The 25,681-nt window shown below is 72.9% G+C and carries 2 protein-coding genes and 1 pseudogene; 1 reads left to right on the plus strand and 2 read right to left on the minus strand.

Going from position 1 to position 25,681, the window contains the following annotated elements:
- Positions 1-13: 13 nt before the first annotated feature.
- Positions 14-17,473, minus strand: coding sequence for a type I polyketide synthase (locus BLA60_RS45945; protein ID WP_075137616.1), 17,460 nt, complete (start codon positions 17,471-17,473; stop codon positions 14-16).
- A gap of 165 nt (positions 17,474-17,638) precedes the next feature.
- Between BLA60_RS45945 and BLA60_RS36340 the strand changes: the two genes are divergently transcribed.
- On the plus strand, positions 17,639-18,787 hold the full coding sequence (locus BLA60_RS36340; RefSeq protein WP_245812407.1) for a cytochrome P450: 1,149 nt from the start codon (positions 17,639-17,641) through the stop codon (positions 18,785-18,787).
- Positions 18,788-18,852: 65 nt separating this feature from the next.
- Here BLA60_RS36340 and BLA60_RS36345 read toward each other — a convergent pair.
- Positions 18,853-25,653, minus strand: a pseudogene (locus BLA60_RS36345) (type I polyketide synthase); the annotation flags it as partial.
- Positions 25,654-25,681: the final 28 nt, after the last annotated feature.

A 25,681-nucleotide genomic window follows, 5' to 3' on the forward strand; every position in this document is an offset into this window, starting at 1 on the left:
CTCCGGTTTCAGGTCAGTTCGTGATCTCGCCTGCGAGGCGCAGCAGGTCCTCGCCGTCCAGGTCGTCGAGCGAGTCGCCGTTCGCCTCGGCGTCGGTGCCGGTGCCCGTACCGCCGTCCTCGGACGCGAGGCTCAGTACCAGATCCAGCACACCGGCCTGGCGCAGCCTGCTGACGGGGATCGTCGCGAGCGCGGCACGGATCTCGGCGTCCGGGTCGGCGACCGAGGTCGCGTCCTCGGGGTAGAGCTGGGCCAGCAGGTAGGAGGCCAGGGCGGTCGCGGTCGGGTAGTCGAAGACCACACCGCCGGACAGGGTCAGCCCGGTGGCCGCCCGCAGCCGGTTGCGCAGTTCGACGGCGGTGACCGAGTCGAGGCCGAAGTCCCGGAACGGCCGGGCGACGGGCACCGGCTCGGTCGTGTCGAGGCCGAGTACCACGCCCGCCTCCGCGCGTACCAGCTCCACCATCTCCCGTTCCCGTTCGGCGGGACGCAGTCCGTCCAGTCGGGACCGCAGCGCGCCCTGGTCGACCTGATCGTCCGGTGTCGCCTCGGAGAGCGCGCGAACCGCGGGAAGGTCCCCGACCAGCGGACTCGGGCGCACGGCGGTGAAGCTCGACGCGAACCGGGACCAGTCCATGTTGGACACCACGAGGGTGGCGGCACCGTCCTCGACGGCGCCGTGCAGCGCGGCGACCGCGAGCGCCGGATCCATCGCCAGCACACCCCGGCGGACCAGCTGCTCGTCGTTGTCCGCCTGGGCCGCGATCCCCACGCGCCCCCACGCGCCCCACGCCACCGACGTAGCGGGGCGGCCGGTGGCGCGGCGGGACTCGGCCAGCGCGTCGAGGTAGGCGTTGGCGGCGGCGTAGCCGGGTTGGCGCCCGCTGCCCCACACTCCGGCGCCGGAGGAGAACAGCACGAAGTCCACCAGCTCGATGCCGCGCAGCGCGGTCAACTCGTGCAGGTGTACCGCACCGGCGACCTTCGCACCGAACAACGAGGTCAGGCCGGGCACGTCCAGCTCACGGACCTCGGCGTCGTGGTCGGTCCCGCCGGCCGCGTGGAAGACGGCGGTCAGGGGCAGCTCGGCGGGGACGGAGTCGAGCAGCGCGTCGAGGGCTTCGCGGTCGGCGACGTCGCACGCCGTGACCGTCACCCGGGCGCCGGTCGCCCGCAGCTCGTCGGCCAGGTCCGCCGCGCCCGGCGCGTCCGGGCCACGGCGGCTGGTGAGCAGCAGGTGCTCGGCACCGGCGGCGGCGACCCAGCGGGCCACCTCACCGCCGACACCACCGGTGCCGCCGGTGATCAGGACCGTCCCGGTGGGCCGGAACGGCCGCTTGCGCGACGCGGGCCGCGCGTGGACGAGCCTGCGGCCGAACACCCCGGCCGAACGGATCGCGACCTGGTCCTCGGTGCCCGCGAGGACTCCGTCCAGCCGCCGCGCGACGTGGTCGTCCACCACCGGAGGGAGGTCGACCAGGCCGCCCCACAGGCCGGGCAGCTCCAGTGCGGCCACCCTGCCGTAACCCCACACGGCTGACTGTGCCGGGTTGGTCAGGGGGTCGTGGTCGCCGGTCGACACCGCGCCCCGGGTCACGCACCACACGGGTGCGTCGACCCCGGCGTCGCCGACGGCCTGCACGAGCGTGACGGTCGCCGCGAGCCCGGCGGGCACCGGTGTCCCCGCGAGCGGCTGCTCGACGATGCCGAGCAGCGACAGGATCCCGGCCGGGTGAGCGGCGGTCCCGGTCGCGGCGAGGGTGGCCGCCGCGTCGCTGATCAGGCCGGTGAGACCCGCCCGGTCCGGCGCCGGGTCCGGAGCCACCACCGGCACCGCCCGCGCTCCGAGCGCGTCGAGCACGGCGCTCACCCACGGGTCGTCCTCGTGACCCGCTGGCAGGACGACCAGCCAGTCGCCGTCGGTCCGGCCGTCCGCGCGCACGGGGGTCCACCCGATCCCGTAGCGCCATGAGTCCACCGTCGATCGCTCGCTGGCCCGGCGGCGCCACGCGTCCAGGCCCGGTGCCACCTTCCTGGCGAGTTCGGGGTCCACGTCGAGGGCGGCCGCGAGCGAGTCGGCGTCGCCGTCAGAGACGAGGTCCCAGAACTCCGTGTCGCCGAACCCCGCCCGTGAGTCGGGGGCGGGCTCCCACCAGTACCGGTTCCGTTGGAAGGCGTAGGTGGGGAGATCGACCCGACGGCCCGCAGCCCCGAAGGACTGGGCCCAGTCCACATCGACGCCGGCGACCCACGCCTGCGCGAACGAGGTCACCAGGCGCGCCGCGCCACCGTCGTCGCGGCGCAGCGTGCCGACGACCACGAACTCGCCGCCCGCCGCCTCGCAGGTCTCGGTGAGGGCCGAGGTCAGCACCGGGTGCGGGCTGACCTCGACGAACGTGCGGTAGCCGTCGGCGACCAACGCGGTCACCGCGGTGTCGAGTCGGACGCGGGTGCGCAGGTTCCGGTACCAGTACCTGACGTCCATGGTCGTCGTGTCGATCGGCTCACCGGTCACCGTCGAGTAGAGCGGCACGGCGGCCTGCCGTGGCCTCACGTGCGCGAGCACCCGGACCAGCTCGTCGCGGATCTCCTCCACGTGCGGGGAGTGCGACGCGTAGTCCACCGAGATTCGCTTGGCGCGCACGCCATCCCGCTCGCAGGCCGCCATCAGCTCGTCGAGTGCGGCGGCCGCGCCGGACACGACCACCGTGAGCGGCCCGTTCACCGCGGCCACCGAGATGTCCGCGCCCCACGGGGCGATCAGTTCGCTGGCCGTCTCCAGCGAGCACGGCAGCGACACCATGCCGCCCCGGCCACCGAGCGGCAACAACGCCTTGCTGCGCAACGCGACCACCGCCGCGGCGTCGTCGAGCGAGAGCGCACCGGCGACGTGGGCCGCCGCGATCTCGCCCTGCGAGTGCCCGACAACGGCGGCCGGTTCGACGCCGTTGGCCCGCCACACCGCGGCCAGCGAGACCATCATCGCGAACAGGGCCGGTTGGACGACGTCAACCCTGGACAGCAGGGTCTCGTCGACAGCACCGGAGATCACGTCGGTGAGCGACCAGTCGACGTGCGGGGCGAGCGCGGCGGCGCAGTCGTCGATACTCGCCCGGAAGACCTCGGAGGTCGCCAACAGTTCGGTGCCCATCCCCTGCCACTGGGAACCCTGACCGGGAAAGACGAACACCGGACCCGCCGAGCCCGGCACCACGGTCCCGGTCACCACACCGGGTGCGGTGGCCCCGTCGGCGACGGTCGCCACGCCCTGCTCGTGGTCGGTGAGTACGACAGCGCGGTGCTCGAACGCCTGTCTGCCGCGCAGCAGCGACCAGCCGACGTCGGCCACCGGTTCGGCGACCTCGACGAGCCGGCCCGCCTGGGCGGCCAGTGCCCCGGCGGACCTGCCGGACACCAGCCACGGCACCGAGCCGCCCACGGGGGACTCGTCGGGCTCCTGGTCGGCGGGCGCCTGTTCGAGAATCACGTGCACGTTCGTGCCGCTGATCCCGAACGACGACACGCCGCCGCGGCGCGGCCTGCCGGCCTCGGGCCACGGCAGGCCCGCGGTCAGCAGGTGCAGCGCACCGGAGGACCAGTCGACGTGCGGGGACGGCTCGTCCGCGTGCAGGGTGGGCGGCAGCACCCCGTGGCGCAGGGCGAGCACCATCTTCATGAGGCTCGCCGCGCCGGACGCGAGCTGGGTGTGCCCGATGTTCGACTTGACCGAGCCGAGGTACAGCGGCGTCTCACGGTCCACGCCGTAGGTGGCGAGCAACGCACCGGCCTCGATCGGGTCGCCGAGTTTCGTACCGGTTCCGTGTGCCTCCACCACGTCGACGTCATGTGGGGACAGTCCGGCCGCGGCGAGGGCGGCACGGATGACCCGCTGCTGGGACGGTCCGTTCGGCGCGGTCAGGCCGTTCGACGCGCCGTCCTGGTTCACCGCGCTGCCGGCCACGACGGCCAGCACCGGGTGGCCGTTGCGCCGCGCGTCGGACAGTCGTTCCAACAGCAGCACACCGACGCCCTCGGCCATGCCGAAGCCGTCGGCGTCCGCGCCGAACGCCTTGCACCTGCCCTGGGCCGACAATGCGTCCAGCTCACCGAAACCGGCGAACTCGGCCGGGCTGGCCATGACGGTGGCGCCGCCGGCGATGGCGAGCGTGCTCTCCCCGGTGCGCAGTGACTGGCACGCGAGGTGAAGGGCGACGAGCGCGGAGGAACATCCGGTGTCGAGGGTGACCGCCGGTCCCTCGAACCCGTACAGGTAGGAGATCCGGCCGGACATCAGCGACGGCGACACCCCGGTGACGGAGTGGACGTCGGCGTCGATCTGGCCGTAGTCCTGGTAGGCGCCGCCGACGAACACGCCGGTCGGGGTGCCGCGCAGGGTGGTCATGTCGATGCCGGCGCGTTCGACGGTCTCCCAGGTCGTCTCGAGCAGGAGCCGCTGCTGCGGATCCATGCCGATGGCCTCGCGCGGGGAGATGCCGAAGAACCCGGCGTCGAAACCCGCCACGTCGGCGAGGAAGCCGCCCACGGCCTGGATGTCCCAGCCTCGGTCGGCCGGGGCAGGGCCGACGGCGTCGACCCCGTCGGCCACGAGTCGCCACAGGTCCTCCGGGGAGCTGACCCCGCCGGGGAAGCGGCAGGCCATGGAGACGACGACGATCGGGTCGGTGTCAGGGCCGGTGTCTGGGTCGGTGTCAGCGTCGGTGTTGTCGATCCGACCGGTCACGGGGACGTTCGTGGTCGCCCCGAAGAGTTCCGCGTGCAGGAACTCCGTGAGCGCCTGCGGGTTCGGGTGGTCGAACACGAGTGTCGCGGGCAGTGCCGCGCCGGTGGCGGCGGTGAGGCGGTTGCGCAGGTCGACCGCGGTGACCGAGTCGAAACCCGCGTCGCGGAAGGCGACGCGCTCGGACAGTGCGTCCGTGCTGGTGTGCCCGAGAACGGCGGCGGCCTCGTCCCGGACGATCCGCAGCAGCGCCTGCCGGCGTCCGGTGGCGGGCAGGGTCCGCAGCCGGTCAGCGATCCCGGTCGATGCCGCCACCGGCGTGGCGGTCAGCGCCGCGACCTCCGGCACCAGGTCGAACAGGGTTGTCGTGCGGCCGGAGGCGAACACCGGGTAGTAGCGCTCCCACCGGACCCCGGTGAGTGCCAGCACCGTCTCGTCGTCGTCCAGCGCGCGCCGCAGTCCGGTCATCGCCAGGTCCGGGTCGAGGTGGGCGAGGCCGGATCGGCGTGCGCCGAACGGGTCGTCGGAGTCGAACAACTCCCGGACCTCGTCGCTGTCCGGCCACTTCCCCCAGTGGATCGCGGTGGCGGGCAGGCCGGCCGCACGGCGGTGTTGTGCGAGAGCGGCGAGGTAGGCGTTGGCCGCCACATAGGCAGCGTGGTCACCGCTGCCCCACAGGCCCGCGTTGGACGAGTACAGCACGAAACTGTCGAGGTCGGTCGCCAGCTCGTGCAGGTTGCGGGCACCGGTGGCCTTCGCGCCGACGACCCTGGCGACGTGGTCGAGAGACGCGGCGTCCAATGAGGACAGCTCGATGACGGCGGCCGCGTGCACGACGGTGCGGACGGGACGGCCGGCGTCGGCGAGCTCGGTGAGCAACGCGGTGAGCGCGACGCGGTCCGCGATGTCGCAGGCGGCGACCGTGACGTGCTCGCCGAAGTCGTGTTCGGTGGCCGTGCGGCTGGTGAGCACGATGTCGGTGGCACCCTGGTCGAGCAGCCACCTCACGAGCCGGGGGCCGATCTGACCGGTGCCGCCGGTGACGAGCGTCGTCCCGGTCGGCGTCCACCGTCCGGACGGGGCACCGGAGGCCGGCGCGCGCACGACCCGACGGGCGAGCGTGCCGGTCGCGCGGATCGCGAGCTGGTCCTCGCCGGTGCCGCCCGCGAGGACGGTCAGCAGACGGCGCCCGGCCCGCTCGTCGAGGGCGGCGGGCAGGTCCACCACACCGCCCCAGCGGCGCGGGTGCTCCAGCGCGGCGGTCCAGCCGACGCCGAGTGTCAGTGCCTGCGACGGGTTGGTGAGTGGCTCGGTGTCGTTCGTGGACACCGCGCCCCTGGTCAGTGCCCAGACCGGCGCGGTGGTGTCACCCAGCGCCTGGACCAGGGTGATCGTGAGTGCGAGGCCCAGCGGCAGGTCCGGATGCGTGGCGCACGGTTGTTCGGCCACGGCCAGCAGGGACACGATGCTGGTGACCTCGCCCGGCAGTCGGGCCGCGAGCGTCACCCGGTCGAGGTCGGTCTCGTCGAGGACCAGCACCCGGAACGGGACTCCCGAGTTCGCGAACGCGGCCCGCACGTCGGTGTCGTCGACCCCGGAGGCCGTGACGAGCAGCCATTCGCCGTCCGGCACCCGGTCACGGACGCCGGTGACCGGGCGCCACGCCACCCGGTACCGCCAGTCGTCCACGGTGGATTCCGCGGACCGCTGCTCGCGCCACGACCGCAGGGCGGGCAGGACGTCGGCGAGCGCGTCGGCGGGCAGGTTCAGGTGCTTCTCGGGGTCGGCCAGCGCCGTCCACAGCTCGTCGTCGCGGGCGTGGGTCGGCGCGACCGTCGGCCAGTACCGCTCGCGCTGGAACGGGTAGGTCGGCAGGTCGACGTGGTTGCCCGGCAGGGCGGGCCATCGCACCGCGACACCGAGGGTGTGTGCCTGCGCCAGTGCCAGCGCCAGCCTGTCCGCTCCGCCGTCGTCGCGGCGCAGCGTGCCGAACACGGCGGCGGTGGGCGCGGTCTCCTGGATGGGCAGGGTGAGCACGGGGTGCGGGCTCACCTCGACGAAGGTGTCGTAGCCCGCCTCGGCGAGCTCGGCGACCGCGTCCAGCAAGCCGACGGCGCCGCGTAGGTTGCGGTACCAGTAGTCGGCGTCGACGCTCGGGTCCCATCCGCCGGTGACCGTCGACCGGAAGGGCACGACCGCGGGCGACGGAGCGACCTCGGCGAGGTCGGTCAGCAGGACGTCGCGGATGTCCTCGACGTGCCTGGAGTGCGAGGCGTAGTCGACGGGAATCATCTTCGCCCGCACGTCGTCCGCCTCGCAGTCCGTGACCAGGGCGGCGAGCGCGGACGGGTCGCCGGACACGACCACCGCGGCGGGACCGTTGACGGCGGCGATCGACGCGTCACCGTCGAGCTTCTCCAGGCGCGCGATGACCGTCTCGACCGGTTCGGCGACCGACGCCATCGCACCCCGGCCGGACAGGTGCGCGGCGATCGCCTGGCTGCGCAACGCGACCACCCGCGCGGCGTCCTCGATGGACAGGGCACCGGCGACGACCGCCGCCGCGATCTCGCCCTGCGAGTGGCCGAGCACCGCGTCCGGTACGACCCCGCGCGCGGCCCACACCCTGGCCAGCGCGACCATCATCGCCCACGACGCGGGCTGTACGACGTCGACCCGCTCCAGCCCGTCACCGGTGCGCAGCACCTCGTGCAGGGACCAGGTCACGTGCGGGGCGAGCGCGGCGGCGCACTCGTCGACGGCGGCGGCGAACACCGGTTCGTGGTCGAGCAGGGCGGCCCCCATCCCCGCCCACTGTGCGCCCTGGCCGGGGAACACGAGCACGACCCGGCGGGCGGTGGCCGCCGTGCCGGTGACCACGTTCGCGGCCGGACGGTCGTCGGCGAGCGCGCGCAGCCCGTCGGACAGCTCGGCGGCCTCGGCACCGACGACGACCGCGCGGTGGTCGAAGCGGGTACGGCCGGCCAGGGTCGCGGCGATCGACAACGGGTCCGCGTCCTCATCGGACAGCCGGTGCGCGAGGTCGCGCAGGGCCCGCGGTGACCGCGCGGAGAGCAGGTAGGGAATCACCGGCGGCGCGGCGCCCGGTTCGGTCGCGACGGCCGGGGCCTCGCCGAGCACCACGTGCGCGTTGGTGCCGCTGATCCCGAACGAGGACACCCCGGCACGCATCGGCCCGCCGTCGGTTCCCCAGTCCACCGGCTCGGTCAGCAGCCGCACCGCACCGGTCCAGTCCACATGGGACGACGGGGTCTCCGCGTGCAGGGTGCGTGGCAGTCGCCGGTGTCGCATGGCGAGCACCATCTTCATCACGCCCGCGACCCCGGCCGCCGCCTGTGTGTGGCCGAGATTGGACTTCACCGACCCCAGGTACAGCGGGGCCTCCCGGTCCCGCCCGTAGGTCGCGAGCAGCGCCTGCGCCTCGATGGGGTCGCCGAGCTTCGTGCCGGTGCCGTGGGCCTCGACGGCCGTGATGTCCGACGGGGACAGTCCGGCGTTGGCGAGCGCCTGGGTGATCACCCGCTGTTGGGCCGGGCCGTTGGGGGCGGTGAGCCCGTTGGAAGCGCCGTCCTGGTTCACCGCGGAACCCAACAGAACGGCCAGGATCGGGTACCCGCTGCGCCGCGCGGTGGACAGCGGGGCGACGAGCAGCATGCCGACGCCCTCGGCGAACCCGGCACCGTCGGCGCCCTCGGCGAACGCCCTGCACCGGCCGTCGGGCGACACCGCGCCCTGGCGACCCAGTTCGGTGACCGGGCCCGCGGTGCTCATCACCGTGACACCGCCCGCCAGGGCGAGATCGCACTCGCCGCGGCGCAGCGAGTCGGCAGCCAGGTGCAGCGCGACCAGCGACGACGAACACGCCGTGTCGACCGTCAGCGCCGGGCCCTCCAGCCCGAAGGTGTAGGAGATCCTGCCGGCGAGCACGCTCGCGGCGATGCCGGTGCCGGCGTGCCCGTCGGTGTCCTCGACGCAACCGCGCACCAGCTCCAGGTAGTCCTGGCCGTTGGTGCCGACGAACACGCCGGTTCGGCTGCCGCGCCCGGCCACCGGGTCGATGCCCGCGTTCTCGAAGGCCTCCCACGAGGTTTCCAGCAGCAGCCGCTGCTGCGGGTCCATCGCGAGCGCCTCACGCGGGGAGATTCCGAAGAACCCGGCGTCGAACCCGGCGACGTCGGTGAGGAAGCCCCCGGCGCCGTGCGGTGTCGAGGTGTCCCAGCCTCGGTCGGTCGGCAGTGGACCCACCGCGTCGCGGCCCTGCGCGAGCAGGTCCCACAGTTCTTCGGGAGTGGTGACGCCGCCGGGGAAACGGCAGGCCATGCCGATGATCGCGACCGGTTCTGCGGTGGCGATCTCGGCGGTCGCCTCGACGGTCGGCAGGGTGCCGAGGAGGTGGTCGGTGAGCTGCCGCACGGTCGGGAAGTCGAACACGATCCCGGCGGGCAGTGTCAGCCCGGTGACGGCGGTGAGCCGGTTGCGCAGTTCGACGGCCGTGAGCGAGTCGAACCCGAGGTCGCGGAACGCCGTGTCCAGACCGATGCTCTCGGTGGTCGGGTGGCCGAGTACCGAGGCGACCGCGGCGCGGACGGCGGCGAGCAGGCCCGCGGGGTCGCCGGGGGCGGCGGTGGGCGGGGCCTCGGCGACGTCGGGCAGTTCGGCGAACAGCGGGTGGTGGCGGTGCCCGGTGAACAGCCTGCGGTCGGTCAGGTCGAGCACCAGCAGCGACGGTTCGCCCGACGCGACGGCCGGGCCGAGCAGGCCGGCGGCGGCCTCGGGGTCGAGCAGGGGAACGTTCGCGGGCCGGTGCCCGGCGGCCATCCCGGCGCCCGCCCACGGGCCCCACGCGATGGCGGTCGCGGTCAGGCCCCTGGCGTGGCGGCGTTGCGCGAGCGCGACGAGTTCGGCGTTGGCCGCGGCGTACCCGGCCTGGCCGGGGTTGCCGATCACGGCGGACGCGGACGCGAACAGGACGAACGCGTCGAGGTCGAGGTCGGCGCTGCACTCGTCGAGTACCAGGGCCGAGGTGACCTTGGCGTGGCGCATCGCGGCGAGGTCGGCGGGGTCGAGGGTGTCGATCATGCCGTCGTGGACGACGCCCGCGGTGTGGACGATCGCGGTGACCGGGTGCTCGGCGAGCACCGCGCTCAGGTGCTCGCGATCGGCGGCGTCGGCGGCGACCACGGTCACCCGGGCACCCGCCTCACGGAGTTCCGCGCACAGGTCGTCCACGCCGGGCGCGTCGGTGCCTCGGCGGCTGACGAGGAGCAGGTGTTCGGCGCCGTCGGCGGCGAGCCCGCGGGCCACGTGGCCGCCGAGTGCTCCGGTGCCGCCGGTGACGAGCACGGTGCCGCGCGGGCGCCAGCCCCCGGCGGGCAGTTCGGCACGCACAAGCCTGCGGCCATACGCGCCGGACTCGCGGACGGCCAGTTCGTTCGCGCCGTGGGCAAGGGCGCGCGCCACGGTGGCCAGGACGGTGTCGGTGAGCTCCGCCGGAAGGTCCAGCAGACCGCCCCACTCGGCCGGGTACTCCAGTGCCGCCGTGCGACCGAAACCGTGCACGGCGGCCTGGGCCTCGTTCGGTGTCTCGCCGTCCTCGACCGCGACGGCGCCGCGGGTGAGGGCCCACACGGGAACGTCGAGGCCGGCGCGCAGCACGGCGGCGGTGTCGATGCCGACGAAGGACAGGATGCCCTCGGCGGCCGGGAGGTGGTCGAGGTCGGTGATCGCGACCGTGTCGGCCGCCAGGGCGGCGGCCACCGTGGTGGTCCAGGCGTCCGGTGTCTCGGGAACGATCGCCACCCAACGGCGTGGCGTCGCGTCCACGTCAGGCAGGCGACGCCAGGTCTCGCGGTAGGTCCAGGAGGTGACCGGTTGTTCGGTTGTCGGCAGCGTCGGCCAGTAGCGGGTCCGTTCGAACGGGTAGCCGGGGAGGGTGGCGCCCGGAACGCCGGTGAACAGGGTCGCCCAGGCGACGGGGACACCGGTGACATACAGCCGGGCGAGTCCGGTCAGGAACGCCACCTGGTCGTCACGGTCCCTGCGCAGCAACGGAATGCCATCGACCAGTGCCGACAGGGTGCTGTCGGGGCCCAGTTCGAGGAAGGTGTCCGCGCCGGTGGCCGCCACGTCGTCGGCGAAGCGGACGGTGTCGCGTACCTGGTTCACCCAGTAGTCGACCGACCCGACATCCTTGGTCAACGCGATCGTGGGCTCGGCGAAGGAAATCCCCGCGATGGCCGCACGGAAGTCAGCCAACATCGGATCCATCAACGGCGAATGGAACGCGTGCGACACCCGAAGTCGCGTGAACTCCAACCCCTCCACCGCGGCCAGGACCTCGGACTCGACCCCGGACAACACGACGTTGTCCGGTCCGTTCACCGCGGCGACCGACACGCCGTCGGTCAACACCACGTCAGCCGTACGGATCGCGACCATCGCGCCGCCCTCGGGCAACGCCTCCATCAACCGCGCCCGAGCCGCCACCAGCGAGCACGCGTCATCCAACGAGAACACGCCGGCCACATGAGCCGCCGCGATCTCACCGACCGAATGGCCCACCAGCACATCCGGCCGAACACCCAACGACTCCACCAGGCGGTAGAGCGCCACCTCGAACGCGAACAACGCCGGCTGCGCCCAACCCGTCCGGTTCAGCGCCTCGGCGTCGACACCCCACATGACATCGCGCAACGCGCCCGCCATGCGGGCGTCCAGGACGTCAGCCACCTCGTCGAACGCGTCGGCGAACACCGGGAACCGGTCGTACAGCGCACGACCCATCCCGACACGCTGCGAGCCCTGACCGGCGAACAGGAACGCGAGCGATCCGACGGAGTCGTCGCCCACGATCTCGTCACGCGCGACCTCGACCACACCGTCCAGCGTCGACAGCAGGACCGCGCGGTGTTCCAGCACTCCGTGACGGGCCAGCGCCGCGGCGATCCGCACCGGCGCCTCATCCACGGTGGACAGCGCGGTCGCGCGGGCGGTGAGCGCGCGGGACGTCCTGGCGGACAACACCCACGGCACGACCGCTGGCTCGGCACGCTGGGCCGGCTCGTCGGCCACCTGCTCCAGGACGACGTGCGCGTTGGTTCCACTGACCCCGAACGCCGACACCCCCGTCCGGCGCGGCCTTTCGACGGTGGGCCATCCGGTGTTCGCCGTGACCAGCTCGACCGAACCCGTCGACCAGTCCACATGCGACGTCGGCGCGGTCACGTGCAGCGAGGCGGGCACGATGCCCGAGCGCATGGCCAGCACCGATTTGATGACGCCCGCGATCCCCGCGGCGGCCTGGGCGTGGCCGATGTTCGACTTCACCGAACCGACCAGCAGCGGGGTCCGCCGATCCTGACCATAGGTGGCGAGCAGGGCCTGCGCCTCGATCGGGTCGCCGAGCGTGGTTCCGGTGCCGTGCGCCTCGACGACGTCGACGTCCGACGTGGACAGTCCGGCGTCGGCGAGGGCCGCGCGGATGACCCGCTGCTGTGACGGGCCGTTCGGCGCGGTCAGTCCGTTGGAGGCGCCGTCGGAGTTCACCGCGGAGCCCCTCACGATCGCCAGCACCGGGTACCCCGCCCGCTCCGCGTCGGACCGCCTGGCCACCACCAGCACGCCGACACCCTCGGACCAGCCGGTGCCGTCGGCGTCGTCGGAGAACGGCTTGCAGTTCCCGTCGGCGGCCAGGCCGCCCTGGACGGAGAACTCGACGAACGTGTTCGGGGTGGACATGACCGTCACGCCACCGACCAACGCGAGCGAGCACTCCCCGTCCCGCAGCGCCTTGGCTGCCAGGTGCAGCGCCACCAGCGACGACGAGCAGGCGGTGTCCACGGTGACCGCGGGGCCCTCCAGGCCCAGCGTGTACGCGAGCCTGCCCGACAACACGCTCGCCGCCGTGCCGATGCCGACATGCCCGGCCGCGTCGTCCTCGCTCGCGTCGAGCACGCTCACGTAGTCCTGACCGCTGTTGCCGACGAACACGCCGGTTCCGCTGCCGCGCAACGACTCCGGCGCGATCCCGGCGGCCTCGACCGCGTCCCACGTCGTCTCCAGCAGCAGCCGCTGCTGCGGGTCCATGGCCAGCGCCTCACGCGGCGAGATGCCGAAGAACTCGGCGTCGAAGTCCGCCGCCCCGGCCAGGAAACCGCCGCGGGTGGTGGCGGAGGCGACTCCGGCCAGGTCCCAGCCCCGGTCGGCGGGGAAGTCCGAGACACCGCTGCGTTCGGCGACCAGCAGCCGCCACAGGTCAGCCGGCGACTCGACCCCGCCGGGCAGTCGGCAGCCCATGCCGACGATCACGACGGGGTCCTGCTCGGGCGGCGCGGCGACCCCGGCGGCCGTCGGTAGGTCCGCGTCGCCGGCGAGGTGCGCGGCGAGCGCGGCGGCGGTCGGGTGGTCGAACACGAGCGTCGCGGGCAACCGGGTGCCGAACAGCGAGGACAGCCGGTCCCGCAGTTCGACGGCGGTGAGCGAGTCGAAGCCGAGGTCGGCGAACGCTCGGTCGGGTGCCACCGCGTCGGCGCCGGAGTGGCCGAGCACGGCGGCCACCTCGACGCGGACCAGGTCGAGCAGGGCGGCCGGGTCGGCCGGCGCGGTACGTACCGACGCCTCGGCGGGGGTGTCGGGCAGCAGCCCGGTGAACAGGTCGCTGGGTCGCCGCGCGGTGAAGCTGGCCACGAACCGAGCCAGGTCCAGGTCGGCCACGACGAGCGTCGGGTGACCCTCGGCGACGGCGCGGTCCAGCACCTCGACGGCGAGGGCCGGGTCCAGTTCGCGGACGCCGTGGCGGCTCAGCCGCAGCGACGCGTCCTGGTGGTCGGCCGCGATGCCCACCGCACCCCAGGTGCCCCACCCGATCGAGACGGCGGGCAGACCGGCGGCGGCGCGGTGTTCGGCCAGGGCGTCGAGGTAGGCGTTGGCGGCCGAGTAGCCGGCCAGCCCCGCCGAGCCCCACACACCGGCCGCCGACCCGAAGAGCACGAACGCGTCGAGGTTCTCGGTCAGCTCGTGCAGGTGCCGGGCGGCGAGCTTGGCGGAGAGCAGGTGTTCGAGTTGGCCCGAGGTGACGGCGGCGACGTCGGCGTCCCCGAGCACGGTGCCCGCCGCGTGCACGACCGCGTTCGGCGAGTACTCGGCGACCACGGACGCCAGCGCGTCGCGGTCGGAGACGTCGCACGCGACCATCGTCACCCGGCAACCGAGACCTTCCGGCGCTTGGCCGCCGCGACGGCTGACCAGGACGACGTGGTCGGCGCCGGCGGCCCGCGCCCAGCGGGCCACCAGCCCGCCGAGCCCACCGGTGCCGCCGGTGACCAGGACGGTGCCCCGCAGTCGGGGCCCGTCCGGTACGGGACGGGCCGGGGCCGACACGAGCCTGCGGCCGAACACACCCCACGACCGGACCGCCACCTGGTCCTCGGTGCCGTGGGCGCCGGCGAGAACCGCCACCAGCCGCGCTGCCGCGCGGTCGTCGAGGCTCTCGGGCAGGTCGACCAGGCCGGCCCACACGCCGGGTTGTTCGAGCGCGGCGACACGGCCGAGGCCCCACAGGGTGGCCTGTTCCGGGTGGGTCACCGCGTCACGGCGGCCGGTGGCGACCGCGCCGGACGTGATCGTCCACAGAGGAACGGAGCTGGCGCGAAGCAGCCGGGTCGTGCCGGCGAGTCCGGCCGGGACCACCGACGTGCCCGGTTCGGTGCGCTCGTCGAGACCGAGAAGCGACACCATGTTGTCCACATCGGACAGATCAGGAACCGCGGCGCCGGTGGGCAGTACCAGCTCTCGAACCGACGCTCCCGCGGCCGCCAGCGCCGCCGCGACCTCGTCCGCCAGCGGGCACTCGTCGTCGGGACGGACCAGCAGCCACGTGCCGGTCAGGCCCGTGGCGTCGGAGGTCCGCAGCGGTGCCCAGCCCACGCGGTAGCGCCACGAGTCGGTGGTCTCCGTGACACGTCGCCGGTCACGCCAGTCCGACAGCGCGGGCAGCACCTGGGCCGCGGTGTCCGACGGCAGCCGCAGCGCGTCGGCGAACGCACCGGGGTGGCCGTCCACCAGCGACCAGAAGTCGTCGCTGCTGGCCGAGACGGTCGCACCGTGTTCCGGCCAGAAGTCCTGGTGCTGGAAGGGATAGGTGGGCAGCGGAACGACCCGCGCGCCGAGTCCGGCGAAGAAGTCGCCGTCGATGGGCAGGCCGGTGACGTACAGTCGGGCGAGCGCGGTCACCGCCGTTTGTTCCTCGCCGCGGTCCCTGCGTAGCAGCGGCACGGCCGTCACGCCTTCGGGCAGCATGGCCGACAGGGCGCCGTCCGGGCCCAGTTCGACGAACCGGGTGACGCCGGCGTCGGTCATCGTGGTGACGTCATCGGCGAAGCGCACGGTGTCGCGCACCTGATCGACCCAGTAGTCGACCGACCCGACGTCCTTGGGCAACGGGATCGTCGGCGTGGCGAAGGAGATCCCGGCGATCGCCACCCGGAACGCCTCAAGCATCGGATCCATCAACGGCGAATGGAACGCGTGCGACACAGACAACCGCTTGTACTTACGCTCCCCCACCACCGCCATGACCTCAGACTCGACACCCGACAACACCACCGAATCCGGACCATTCACCGCCGCGACCGACACACCCCCGGTCAACGTCAACTCGTCCTCGGAACACCGCACCGCCACCATCGCGCCGCCCTCGGGCAACGCCTCCATCAACCACGCACGCGCCTGGACCAACGCGCACGCGTCATCCAGCGAGAACACACCCGCCACCTGCGCCGCCGCGATCTCACCAACCGAGTGGCCGGCGACGTGGTCCGCGCGGATGCCCCAGGAGGACACCAGCCGGAACAGCGCGACCTCAAGGGCGAACAACGCGGGCTGTGCCCAACCCGTCCTGTTCAGCTCGGCCGGGTCGTCACCCCACATGACCGCACGCAACCCGGGGAACCGGTCCACGACCTCGTCGAACGCCGACGCGAACACCGGGAACCGCGCATGCAGCTCGCGGCCCATACCCAGGCGTTGGGACCCCTGGCCGGTGAACAGCAGGGCCGTACGTCCACCGATGGCCTCACCGGTCAGCAACGCCGGGTCGGTCGCGCCCTCGGCCAGTGCCCTCAGCGCGGTGCGTGCGGCGGCCTCGTCCCCGGCGACGACGACCGCGCGCTGCTCGAAGTCCGACCGGGTCGTGGCATACGAGAACGCGGTGTCCACAAGGGAGTCCGGTAGTGCCGCCGCGCGTGTGGCCATGTCCCGCAACGCCTCCGGCGACCGCGCGGACAACGCGAGCGGCACCGCCGCGAACGGGACCGGGTCCGGAGCCGACGCCGGTTCCGCCTCGGGCGCCTCCTCCAGGATGAGATGCGCGTTGGTGCCGCTGATCCCGAACGCGGACACCCCGGCCCGCATGGGCCGGTCGGCGCGCGGCCACTCCCGTGCCTCGGTCAGCAGCGACACCGCGCCCGCCGACCAGTCGACATGGGTGGACGGCCGGGTCACGTGCAGGGTGGGTGGCAACAGCCGGTTGCGCATGGCGAGAACGAGCTTCAGCACGCCCGCGACCCCCGCGGCGTTCTGCGTGTGCCCGATGTTCGACTTGATCGAGCCGATCAGCAGCGGGTGCTCGCGGTTCTGGCCGTAGGTCTCCAGCAGCGCCTGCGCCTCGATCGGGTCGCCGAGCGTGGTACCGGTGCCGTGCGCCTCCACGACGTCCACATCGGATGGTCCAAGGCCGGCGTCGGCCAGGGCGGCACGGAGCATCCGCCGCTGCGACGGGCCGTTCGGGGCGGTGAGCCCGTTGGACGCACCGTCGGAGTTGATCGCGCTGCCTCGGATGACCGCGAGCACCGGGTGCCCGTTGCGCCGCGCGTCGGACAGGCGCTCCAGCATGACCACGCCGGCGCCCTCGCCCCAGCCGACACCGTCGGCGTCGTCGGAGAACGCCTTGGACCGTCCGTCGGCGGCCATACCGCGCTGCCGGGAGAACATCACGAACAGGTCGGGTGAGAGCAGCAGCGCCACCCCACCCGCGAACGCCAGGCCACACTCCCGCCGCCGCAGCGACTGGATGGCCAGGTGAATGGCGACCAGCGAGGACGAACAGGCGGTGTCGATGGTCACCGTGGGGCCTTCCAGCCCCATCAGGTAGGAGATACGCCCCGACAGGACACTGGGCGAGAGCCCGGTGACCGCGTGACCGTCCAGGCGGTCGTCACGGCCGAGCGCCGCGCCGTACTGGGCGTCGTAGCCACCGACGAACGTGCCGGTGTCACCGCCGCGCAACGACTTCGGGTCGATGCCCGCCCGCTCAGCCGCCTCCCAGGCGATCTCCAGCAGCAGTCGCTGCTGCGGGTCGGTGCCGAGCGCCTCACGCGGGGAGAGGCCGAAGAACTCGGCGTCGAACGCCGCGACCCGGTCGAGGAACGCGGCGTCGAACGTGTAGGCCGTGCCGGGGTGCTCCGGGTCGGGGTGGTACAGCGAGGCGGTGTCCCAGCCTCGGTTCGCCGGAGGGTCGGTGACGGCGTCCACACCGTCCGCGAGCAGCCGCCACAGCGCTTCCGGCGTGTCGGCGCCGCCGGGGAACCGACACGCCATGCTGATGATCGCGATCGGCTCGACGGCGCGCTCGGTGACCTCCTGCAGGCGCGTGCGGCTGTCGTGCGCCTCGGCGATGGCACGTCGGAGGTAGTCCCGCAGCTTGTCCTCGTCGGCCATGGTCGTTGGGCTCCCAGCTGTCACCGTGACACGGATGTCGTCTGCGAACCTAGGAGCGACGCGCTGAGGTTTCCCCTAGAACGGACACCGGACTAGGGGAAACTCTGAACCCGACGTGAAATCTTGGCGCTCATGGCGATCGGCTCTGATCTCGTCGCGTTCCCCATGAGGCGTCCGGGGGAACCGTTTCCCCCGCCCAGCTACGAGGAGTACCGCAACCGTCAGGGCATGGTCTTCTCGATGATGCCGACCGGGTCGAAGGTGTGGCTGGCCACGCGCTACGAGGACGTCCGCGCGGTGCTCACCGACAAGCGGATCAGCTCCAACCCGGCGCACGAGGGCTTCCCGTCGGTGGGTCGTACCGGCGGCGTGCCGGGACAGGACCAGATCCCCGGCTGGTTCGTGGCGTTGGACCCTCCGGAGCACGACCGCTACCGCAAGTCGCTGATTCCCGAGTTCACCGTGCGGCGGGTCAGGGAGCTGCGCCCGGCGATCCAGGAGGTCGTGGACGGCGTGCTCGACGACCTGGCCGCCAAGGGCGGTGAGGCCGACCTGGTGCGTGACTTCGCCGCCCCCGTGCCGTCGCTGGTGATCGCCGCGCTACTGGGCGTGCCGAAGGTGGACCGCCCGATCTTCGAGGAGCACATCCGCTCGCTGGTCACCCTGTCCTCGACCCACGAGGCACGCGAGACGAGCACCAAGTTCCTGCTGCGCTACCTGAACCGGCTGGTCAAGATCAAACAGCATCGGCCGGGCGACGACCTGTTGAGCGTCATGATCGCGGCCGGCACCTTGTCGGTGATCGAGATCTCCGGAGCGGCGATGCTGCTGTTGATCGCCGGCCAGGAGACGACCGCCAACAACCTGGCGCTCGGCGCGGTCACGCTGCTGTTGAACCCCGAGTGGGCGGGTGACGAGCGGGTCGTCGAGGAGGTCCTGCGGTACTACTCGGTCGCCAACCTGGTCGCGCTGCGCGTGGCGACGCAGGACCTGGAGATCGGCGGTCAGGAGATCCGGGCGGGCGACGGCATCGTTCCCCTGCTCGCGTCGGCCAACTTCGACGAGTCCAAGTTCAGCTGCCCCCACCAGTTCGATCCCGGCCGCTCCTCGCGCCACCACGTGGCCTTCGGTTACGGCGTGCACCAGTGCCTCGGGCAGAACCTGGTCCGCGCGGAGCTGGACATCGCCTACCGCAGCCTGTTCGCACGGCTGCCTGACCTGCGGCTCGCCGTTCCGGTCGAGGAACTCCCGTTCAGGTATGACGGAATGATCTTCGGCCTGAACGGTCTCCCCGTGCGCTGGACCCCCTGCTGACAGCACACGGGTCAGGGGCCCGGTCGGCCTGAGGGCTGACCGGGCCCCTGTGGTTCAGGGCTTGGTCACGGTGTCGTCGGCACCGTCGTGGCCAGCCACTGGCGCATCAACCCCGCTGTCATCGCCGAGTCCTCCTGGGCCAACGAGTGGTGGTCGGCGTCGATGACGATCACCGTGTCCGCCGGCACCGGGGCGAACGAGGTGTCCAGCGGCGAGCCGTCCTCCCTCTTCGAGCACTGCAGCAGCAACGTGGGCACGACGGGCGGCGCCGGGGTGATCTCCTCGACCCTGGCCTGCCAGTGCGCCATGGCGGTGAGCCTGGCGGTGTCCAGTGACACGGTCGGTGAGTCGATGTCGGCGAAGTAGTACTTGCCGATGTTGTCGAAGTCGATGTTGTCGTTGTCACTGTTGGCGTAGCTGAAGCCGAGGGTGTCCAGCATGATCACGGCGTCCGGACGGATACCCCACGTGTCGACCAGCATGTTCGCCGCCAGGAACGCCAGCGCGCCCGCCGAGGAGTGCCCGACGAGGACGAACGGGTCGCCTTCGCTCGCGTGCAGCGCGCTTTCGGCCAGGATCCGGATCGCGGCGTCCGCCGTGGCCGGCAGCGGCTCCCCGGTCGCGAAACCCATGAGCGGCAACGCGTTGACGGTCCGTTCGCCCCGGAAGTGGGCGCTGAGCCTCGCGTACTGGTGCACGCCGCCGGTCGCGCCGGGAGCCGCGACGCAGATGAGCCTGGGCTTCGCCGGGCCCTGGGCGAGGGTGACCGGCTCGGACAGGTCGACCAACTCCGCGGGGTTGTGGAACTGCGTGCGGGTCGCGGCGACGGCGTTGAGCATGCGCATGGCCTGGGGAATCCGGTTTGCCCTGACCGCGTTGAAGAACAGCTCCTCGACGGTCTCGCCCTCCACCGACCGCCGCGTCGTGCGAGCGGTCCGGTTGTCCGGCGACGTGGCGGCCGCCAGCTCGTCACGCAGCCAGGTGGCCAGGCCGGTGGCCGTGCGGGCCTCGAAGATGACCGACGTCTGCAGCCGCAGACCGACCATGTCGGACAGCAGGTTGCGCAGTTCCACAGCGATCAGCGAGTCGAACCCCAGTTCGAGGAACGCCCGGTCCGGGTCGATCTCGGCGGAGTCGGTGTGCCCGAGCACGCCCGCCACGTTGTTCACCACGATGTCGCGCAGCACCGTCAGTCGCCCGGCCTCGTCCAGGCGCGCCAGGTGCTCGGTCAGCGAACCGTCGGACCGGGCACGGGACGCGGTGGCGCGGCGGGTGACCTTCGGGGCGAGGTCACGCAGCAGCGGAGGGGCCAGCGCGCGCAGCCCGGCCGGGTTGACCCGCAGCAGGGCCTGGACCGGCGCGTCGGTCGCGATCGCCACGTCGAACAGCGCGGTGCCCTGGGCGGCCGTCAACGGTGGCATCCAGGAACCGCTCAGTCGCTGCATCTGCGAGTCGCTCAGTTCGCTGGTCATGCCCGCCGAGGGACCCCACGTGCCCCACGCGAGCGACGTCGCCGGCTGCCCGAGCGCCCGGCGATGGGTGGCGAGCGCGTCGAGGAACGAGTTCGCCGCGGCGTAGTTGCCCTGGCCGGGACTGCCGAGCAGGCCCGAGACCGAGGAGAACATCACGAACGCGTCGACGTCACCCGCCAGTTCGTGCAGGTGCCACACGGCGTCGGCCTTCGGCGCGATCACCGCGTCGAGCCGGTCGTCGGTCAGCGAGGTGACCAGGCCGTCGTCCAGCGCTCCCGCGGTGTGCACGACGGCGGTCAGCTCGACCCCGTCGAGCAGGGCGGCCACCGAGGCCCGATCGGTCAGGTCGCACGCGGCGAACCGAAGGTGGGCGCCGTGCTCGGCGAGTTCGGCCGTCAGTTCGGCGGTGCCGGGCGCGGCGTCGCCACGGCGGCTGGCCACCAGCAGTCGTCGTGCGCCGTACGCGGTGACCAGGTGGCGGGCGAAGGTGGCGGCCAGCCCACCGCCACCGGTGATCAGCACCGTGCGGTCGGGGTCGATGCGCCGGGGCGCGATCAGCACGACCCGGGCCGGGGTCGAGTCGTCCCCGAACGCCTCGGCGATCCGGCGCACGTCCACGGCACGCGTCGGCGGTGGTGTCAGCCCGCCGTCGGCGAACGCCGGGAGCAGGTCCGCGAGAACCGCGCCCCCGGGGGTCGACCTGTCCAGTTCGTCCGTATCGTCCAGGTCGACCAGCCTGCCGGTCGCGCGGAGAAGACGCCGGGACGCCTCCACCGGCGCACCGGCGAACGCGCCGATCACCCGGTCCATCAGCTCACCGTTCGTGGCCATCTCGAACTGGGTCAGGTACCCGGGATTGGCCGAGGACGCCACATGGTGCTCGCCGAGGTCCATGGCGGCCAGCAGGTCCAGCGTCTGCCCCTCCGCCGTGGCGTACACCTCAGCGCCGAGCCGCCCCGCGAGGGCGACCGTGGCGACACCGGTGGCGGTGTCGGCGGAGGAGACCTGGACGAGCACCCGCTCCCCCGGGCACACGCCGGTCAGCGCCCGCGACGCCCGCAGGAACGGCGTCGGGACCGACGCGGCGGTCCGCGCGGACCAGCCGTCCGGGATCAGGGCCAGGTGGTCCTCGTCGGTGACGGCGCTGGACGCGACCGCGCCGGACAGCAGCCCGAACACCCGGTCACCGACCGTGAACCGTGTGACCTCGGCGCCGGTCTCGACGACCACCCCGGCCCCGTCGCGCCCGAGCGGGCCATCACCGAGGGCCCCCGTATCGACGGCCGCGGCGTGGACCGCGACCCGCACCTGCGTGGCGGCCAGCGGTTCCGGCTCGACGGCCACCATCCTGGGCCGCGGTCCCTCGACCCGCCAGGAACCGGCCGGCGGCACCAGCCCGCGCTCGGCCGTGCGGCTCAGTCGTGGGCTGTGCAGCACACCGTCACGTTCGGCGAGTTGCTGCTCCTGCGCGGCGAGCGCGTCGAGCAGCAGCGCGGCGCCGGGGTTCGCGGACTCCAGGTCGAGCAGCACCACGCGGTCGGGGTTCTCGGCCTGGGCCGACCGGATGAGGCCGGCCGCGGCCGCGGCGGCGAGGTCGGCCACCGGCTCACCGGCGACCGAGGCCGCACCGCGGGTGACGAACAGGATCCTCGCATCGGCCAGTCGTTCGGACTCCACCAGTTCCCGCACGAGAGCGAGGACGCGGCGAGCCGTGACGTGGACGGACTCCGCGCCGGCGGGCCCGCCGAGAAGGGGGACGAGGTAGACGTCGGGCACCTCCGTGACCCCGGCGGGGGTGTCGGCGTACCCGATGACCTGTTCACCCGACACGTACAGCGGGTTGGCGAGGTTCAACTCGTCGCCACCGAGGACCACCCACCGCAGGCCGGTCGGCGCGTCGGGTGGCGGTACCGGCACCCAGTCGAGCAGGAACGGGATCTCGGCGCCGGCCTGGGTCTGGGCGGGCACCGACCCGCCGGGCGCGCGCATGGACAGCGCGTCGACCGTGAGCACCGGGGCGCCCGTCGGGTCGACGGCGGCCACCGCGACCGTGTCCTGACCGGCGGGACTGAGCCGAACCCGCAGCACGCGGGCGCCCTGCGCGTGCAGCGAGACTCCCTGCCACTCGAAGGGCAGCAGCGACCGGCCGAGCCCGTTGACGAACACCGCGGCGTGCAGGGTGGCGTCGAGCAGGGCGGGGTGCAGGCCGAACCTCTCGGCGTCGGACACCTGCTCGGGCAACGCGACCTCGGCGAACACCTCGTCCTCGAGCCGCCACGCCGCGCGCAGGCCTGCGAACACGGGGCCGTAGCGGAGTCCCCGGCCGGCCAACCGAGGGTAGAAGTCGGTCAGCTCCACCGGTTCCGCGCCCTGCGGCGGCCAGGTGAGCGTGTCGAACGTGCCGGTCACGGTGTCGGTTACCAGTGAACCGGTGGCGTGGTGGGTCCAGTCGGCGTCCGGGTCGGCGGCCGGGCGGGAGTGCACGTCGACCGTGCGCCGGTCGTCGTTCGGGGCGCCGACCGTGATCTGCAGGGTCAGCGCGGTTCCCGCGTCGAACGCCATGGGCACCAGCAGTGTCAGCTCGTCGACGGTGGCGCAGCCGACCTCGTCGCCCGCACGCACGGCCAGTTCCAGGAAACCCGTGCCGGGGAACAGGACCGCGTCGCCGACACGGTGGTCGGACAGCCACGGATGGGTGTCGGTGGAGAGCGTTCCGGTGAGCAGGACCTCGTCGGACGACGCGAGTGCGACGGTCGCGGCGAGCAGCGGGTGGTTCGGCTCGGCCAGCCCCAGTCCGGCGGCGTCGGCCGGGGCGCCCCGTAGCGTCGGCCAGAAGCGGTCGCGGGTGAACGCGTAGGTCGGCAGGTCGACCTGACGCCCGCCGGTGCCGGCCAACAGCGCCGTCCAGTCCACCGCGGAGCCGGCGACGTGCAGCCTGGCGAGCGAGGTGACCAACGCGCTCTCCTCGTCGCGGTCGCGGCGCAGGGCGGGCACGGCCAGCGCGCCGGACTCGGCGACCAGCGCGGTGAGCGTGCCGTCGGGCCCGAGTTCCAGGAACCGGGTGACCCCGGCGTCGGTCATCGTGGTGACGTCGTCGGCGAAGCGGACGGTGTCCCGCACGTGGTTGACCCAGTAATCAACCGACGAGACATCCTTGGGTAACGGAACCGTCGGCTGGGCGAAGGAGATTCCGGCGATGGCGGACCGGAAGTCATCGAGCATCGGATCCATCAACGGCGAGTGGAACGCGTGCGACACAGCCAACCGCCGGTACTCGCGGCCCCCGACCACCGCCATGACCTCGGCCTCAACACCAGCCACCACAACCGAAGCCGGACCGTTCACCGCCGCGACCGACACACCGTCGGTAAGAGACAACTCATGCTCGGCGCACCGAAGCGCCACCATCACGCCGCCCTCCGGCAACGCCTCCATCAACCCGGCACGAGCCGCCACCAAGGTGCACGCGTCCTCCAGCGAGAACACCCCCGCCACGTGCGCCGCCGCGATCTCACCGATCGAGTGCCCGGCGACGAAGTCGGGGCGAAGTCCCAGTGACTCGGCCAGGCGGTAGAGCGCGACCTGCAGCGCGAACAGCGCCGGCTGCGCCCACCCGGTCCTGTTCAGCTCGTCCGTGTCCTCGCCCCACATGACCTCACGCAGACCGGGGACCCGGTCCACGACCTCGTCGAACGCCGACGCGAACACCGGGAACCGCGCGTGCGACCCTCGGCCCATGCCGGGCCGCTGCGATCCCTGACCGGAGAACAGGACACCGAGCCCGCCGGGCCTGGCGACGCCGCGGGCGAGTTCGACCACTCCGGCCGATGTGGACACCAGTACCGCACGGTGGGTCAGGTTCGCCCGTGTGGCGAGGGAGCACGCCACATCCTGCGGGCGGTGACGGCTCGCGGCCTGGACGACCTGGTCGACCTGCGCGTCCAGCGCCTCGGCCGCGGCGGCCGACACCGGCCACGGCACGATCGCGGCGGACACCACCGTGTCCGGTTCGGTCGCGGGCTCGGGTTCCGGTGACTCCAGGATCACGTGCGCGTTGCACCCGCTGATGCCGAACGACGACACCCCGGCGCGGCGCGGCCGGTTGGTCGACGGCCACGGGGTGGCCTCGGTCACGACCCGTACGGCACCGGCCGTCCAGTCCACCTCGGACGTCGGCGTGGTCACGTGCAGGGTCGCGGGTACCACGCCGTGACGCATGGCGAGGATCGACTTGATGAGCCCGGCGACCCCGGCCGCGGCCTGGGTGTGCCCCAGGTTCGACTTCACCGAACCCACCAGCAGCGGCGTCTCGCGGTCCTGCCCGTAGGTGGCGAGCAGGGCCTGTGCCTCGATCGGGTCACCCAGGCGCGTGCCGGTTCCGTGTGCCTCCACGACGTCCACCTCGGACGGCGTGAGCCCGGCGCCCGCCAGCGCGGCGCGGATCACCCGCTGCTGCGAGGGGCCGTTCGGCGCGGTCAGCCCGTTGGACGCGCCGTCGGAGTTCACCGAGGAGCCGCGCACCAGTGCGAGCACTCGGTGGCCGTTGCGGCGTGCGTCGGACAACCGCTCCAGCACCAGTACCCCGACGCCCTCCGACCACCCGGTGCCGTCCGCGTCGTCGGAGAACGCCTTGCACCGCCCGTCCGGCGCGAGTCCACCCTGGATGGTGAAGTCGGCGAAGTTCGAGGACGTGGACATCACGGTGACGCCACCGGCCAGCGCGAGGGTGGCTTCGCCGTCCCGCAACGATCGCGCCGCGAGGTGCAGCGACACCAGCGACGACGAGCAGGCGGTGTCGACGGTGACCGTCGGGCCCTCCAGCCCCAGGACGTAGGACAGGCGCCCGGACATGACGCTCGCCGCCGTGCCGGTGCCGCCGTGGCCCTCCTGATCCACTCCGGAGAAGAACATCAGGTGCGTGTAGTCCTGGCCGCTCGCGCCGACGAACACGCCGGTCCTGCTGCCCCGCAACGACTCCGGGTCGATCCCCGACCGCTCCAGCGCCTCCCACGACACCTCGAGCAGCTGCCGCTGCTGCGGGTCCATGGCCAGCGCCTCACGTGGCGAGATCCCGAACATTCCGGGATCGAAGTCCGCCACGTCGTACAGGAACCCGCCGCGACCGGTGGCGCTGTGACCCTGTCCGTCCCCGCCGAGGACGTCCAGCTCCCAACCGCGGTCGGCCGGGAAGGCGCCGACACCGTCGGCCTCCCGTTCGAGCATGTCCCACAGGTCCTCCGGGGACCGGACGCCACCGGGGAACCGGCAGGCCATCCCGACGACGGCGACCGGCTCCTGCCGGCCCGCCTCGACCTCCTCGAGCCTCGCCCTCGTCCTGCGCAGGTCGGTCGTGACCCATTTCAGGTACTCGACCAGCTCACTCTCGTCAGGCATGTCAGCCTTTCCTTCCGCACACCGAGCC

The sequence above is a fragment of the Actinophytocola xinjiangensis genome, assembly GCF_001921215.1.
GTDB classification, from domain to species: domain Bacteria; phylum Actinomycetota; class Actinomycetes; order Mycobacteriales; family Pseudonocardiaceae; genus Actinophytocola; species Actinophytocola xinjiangensis.

Coding starts and splice junctions, on each gene's coding strand:
- BLA60_RS45945 (WP_075137616.1), bottom strand. CDS start 17,473: ATGGCCGACGAGGACAAGCTGCGGGACTACCTCCGACGTGCCATCGCC.
- BLA60_RS36340 (WP_245812407.1), top strand. CDS start 17,639: ATGAGGCGTCCGGGGGAACCGTTTCCCCCGCCCAGCTACGAGGAGTAC.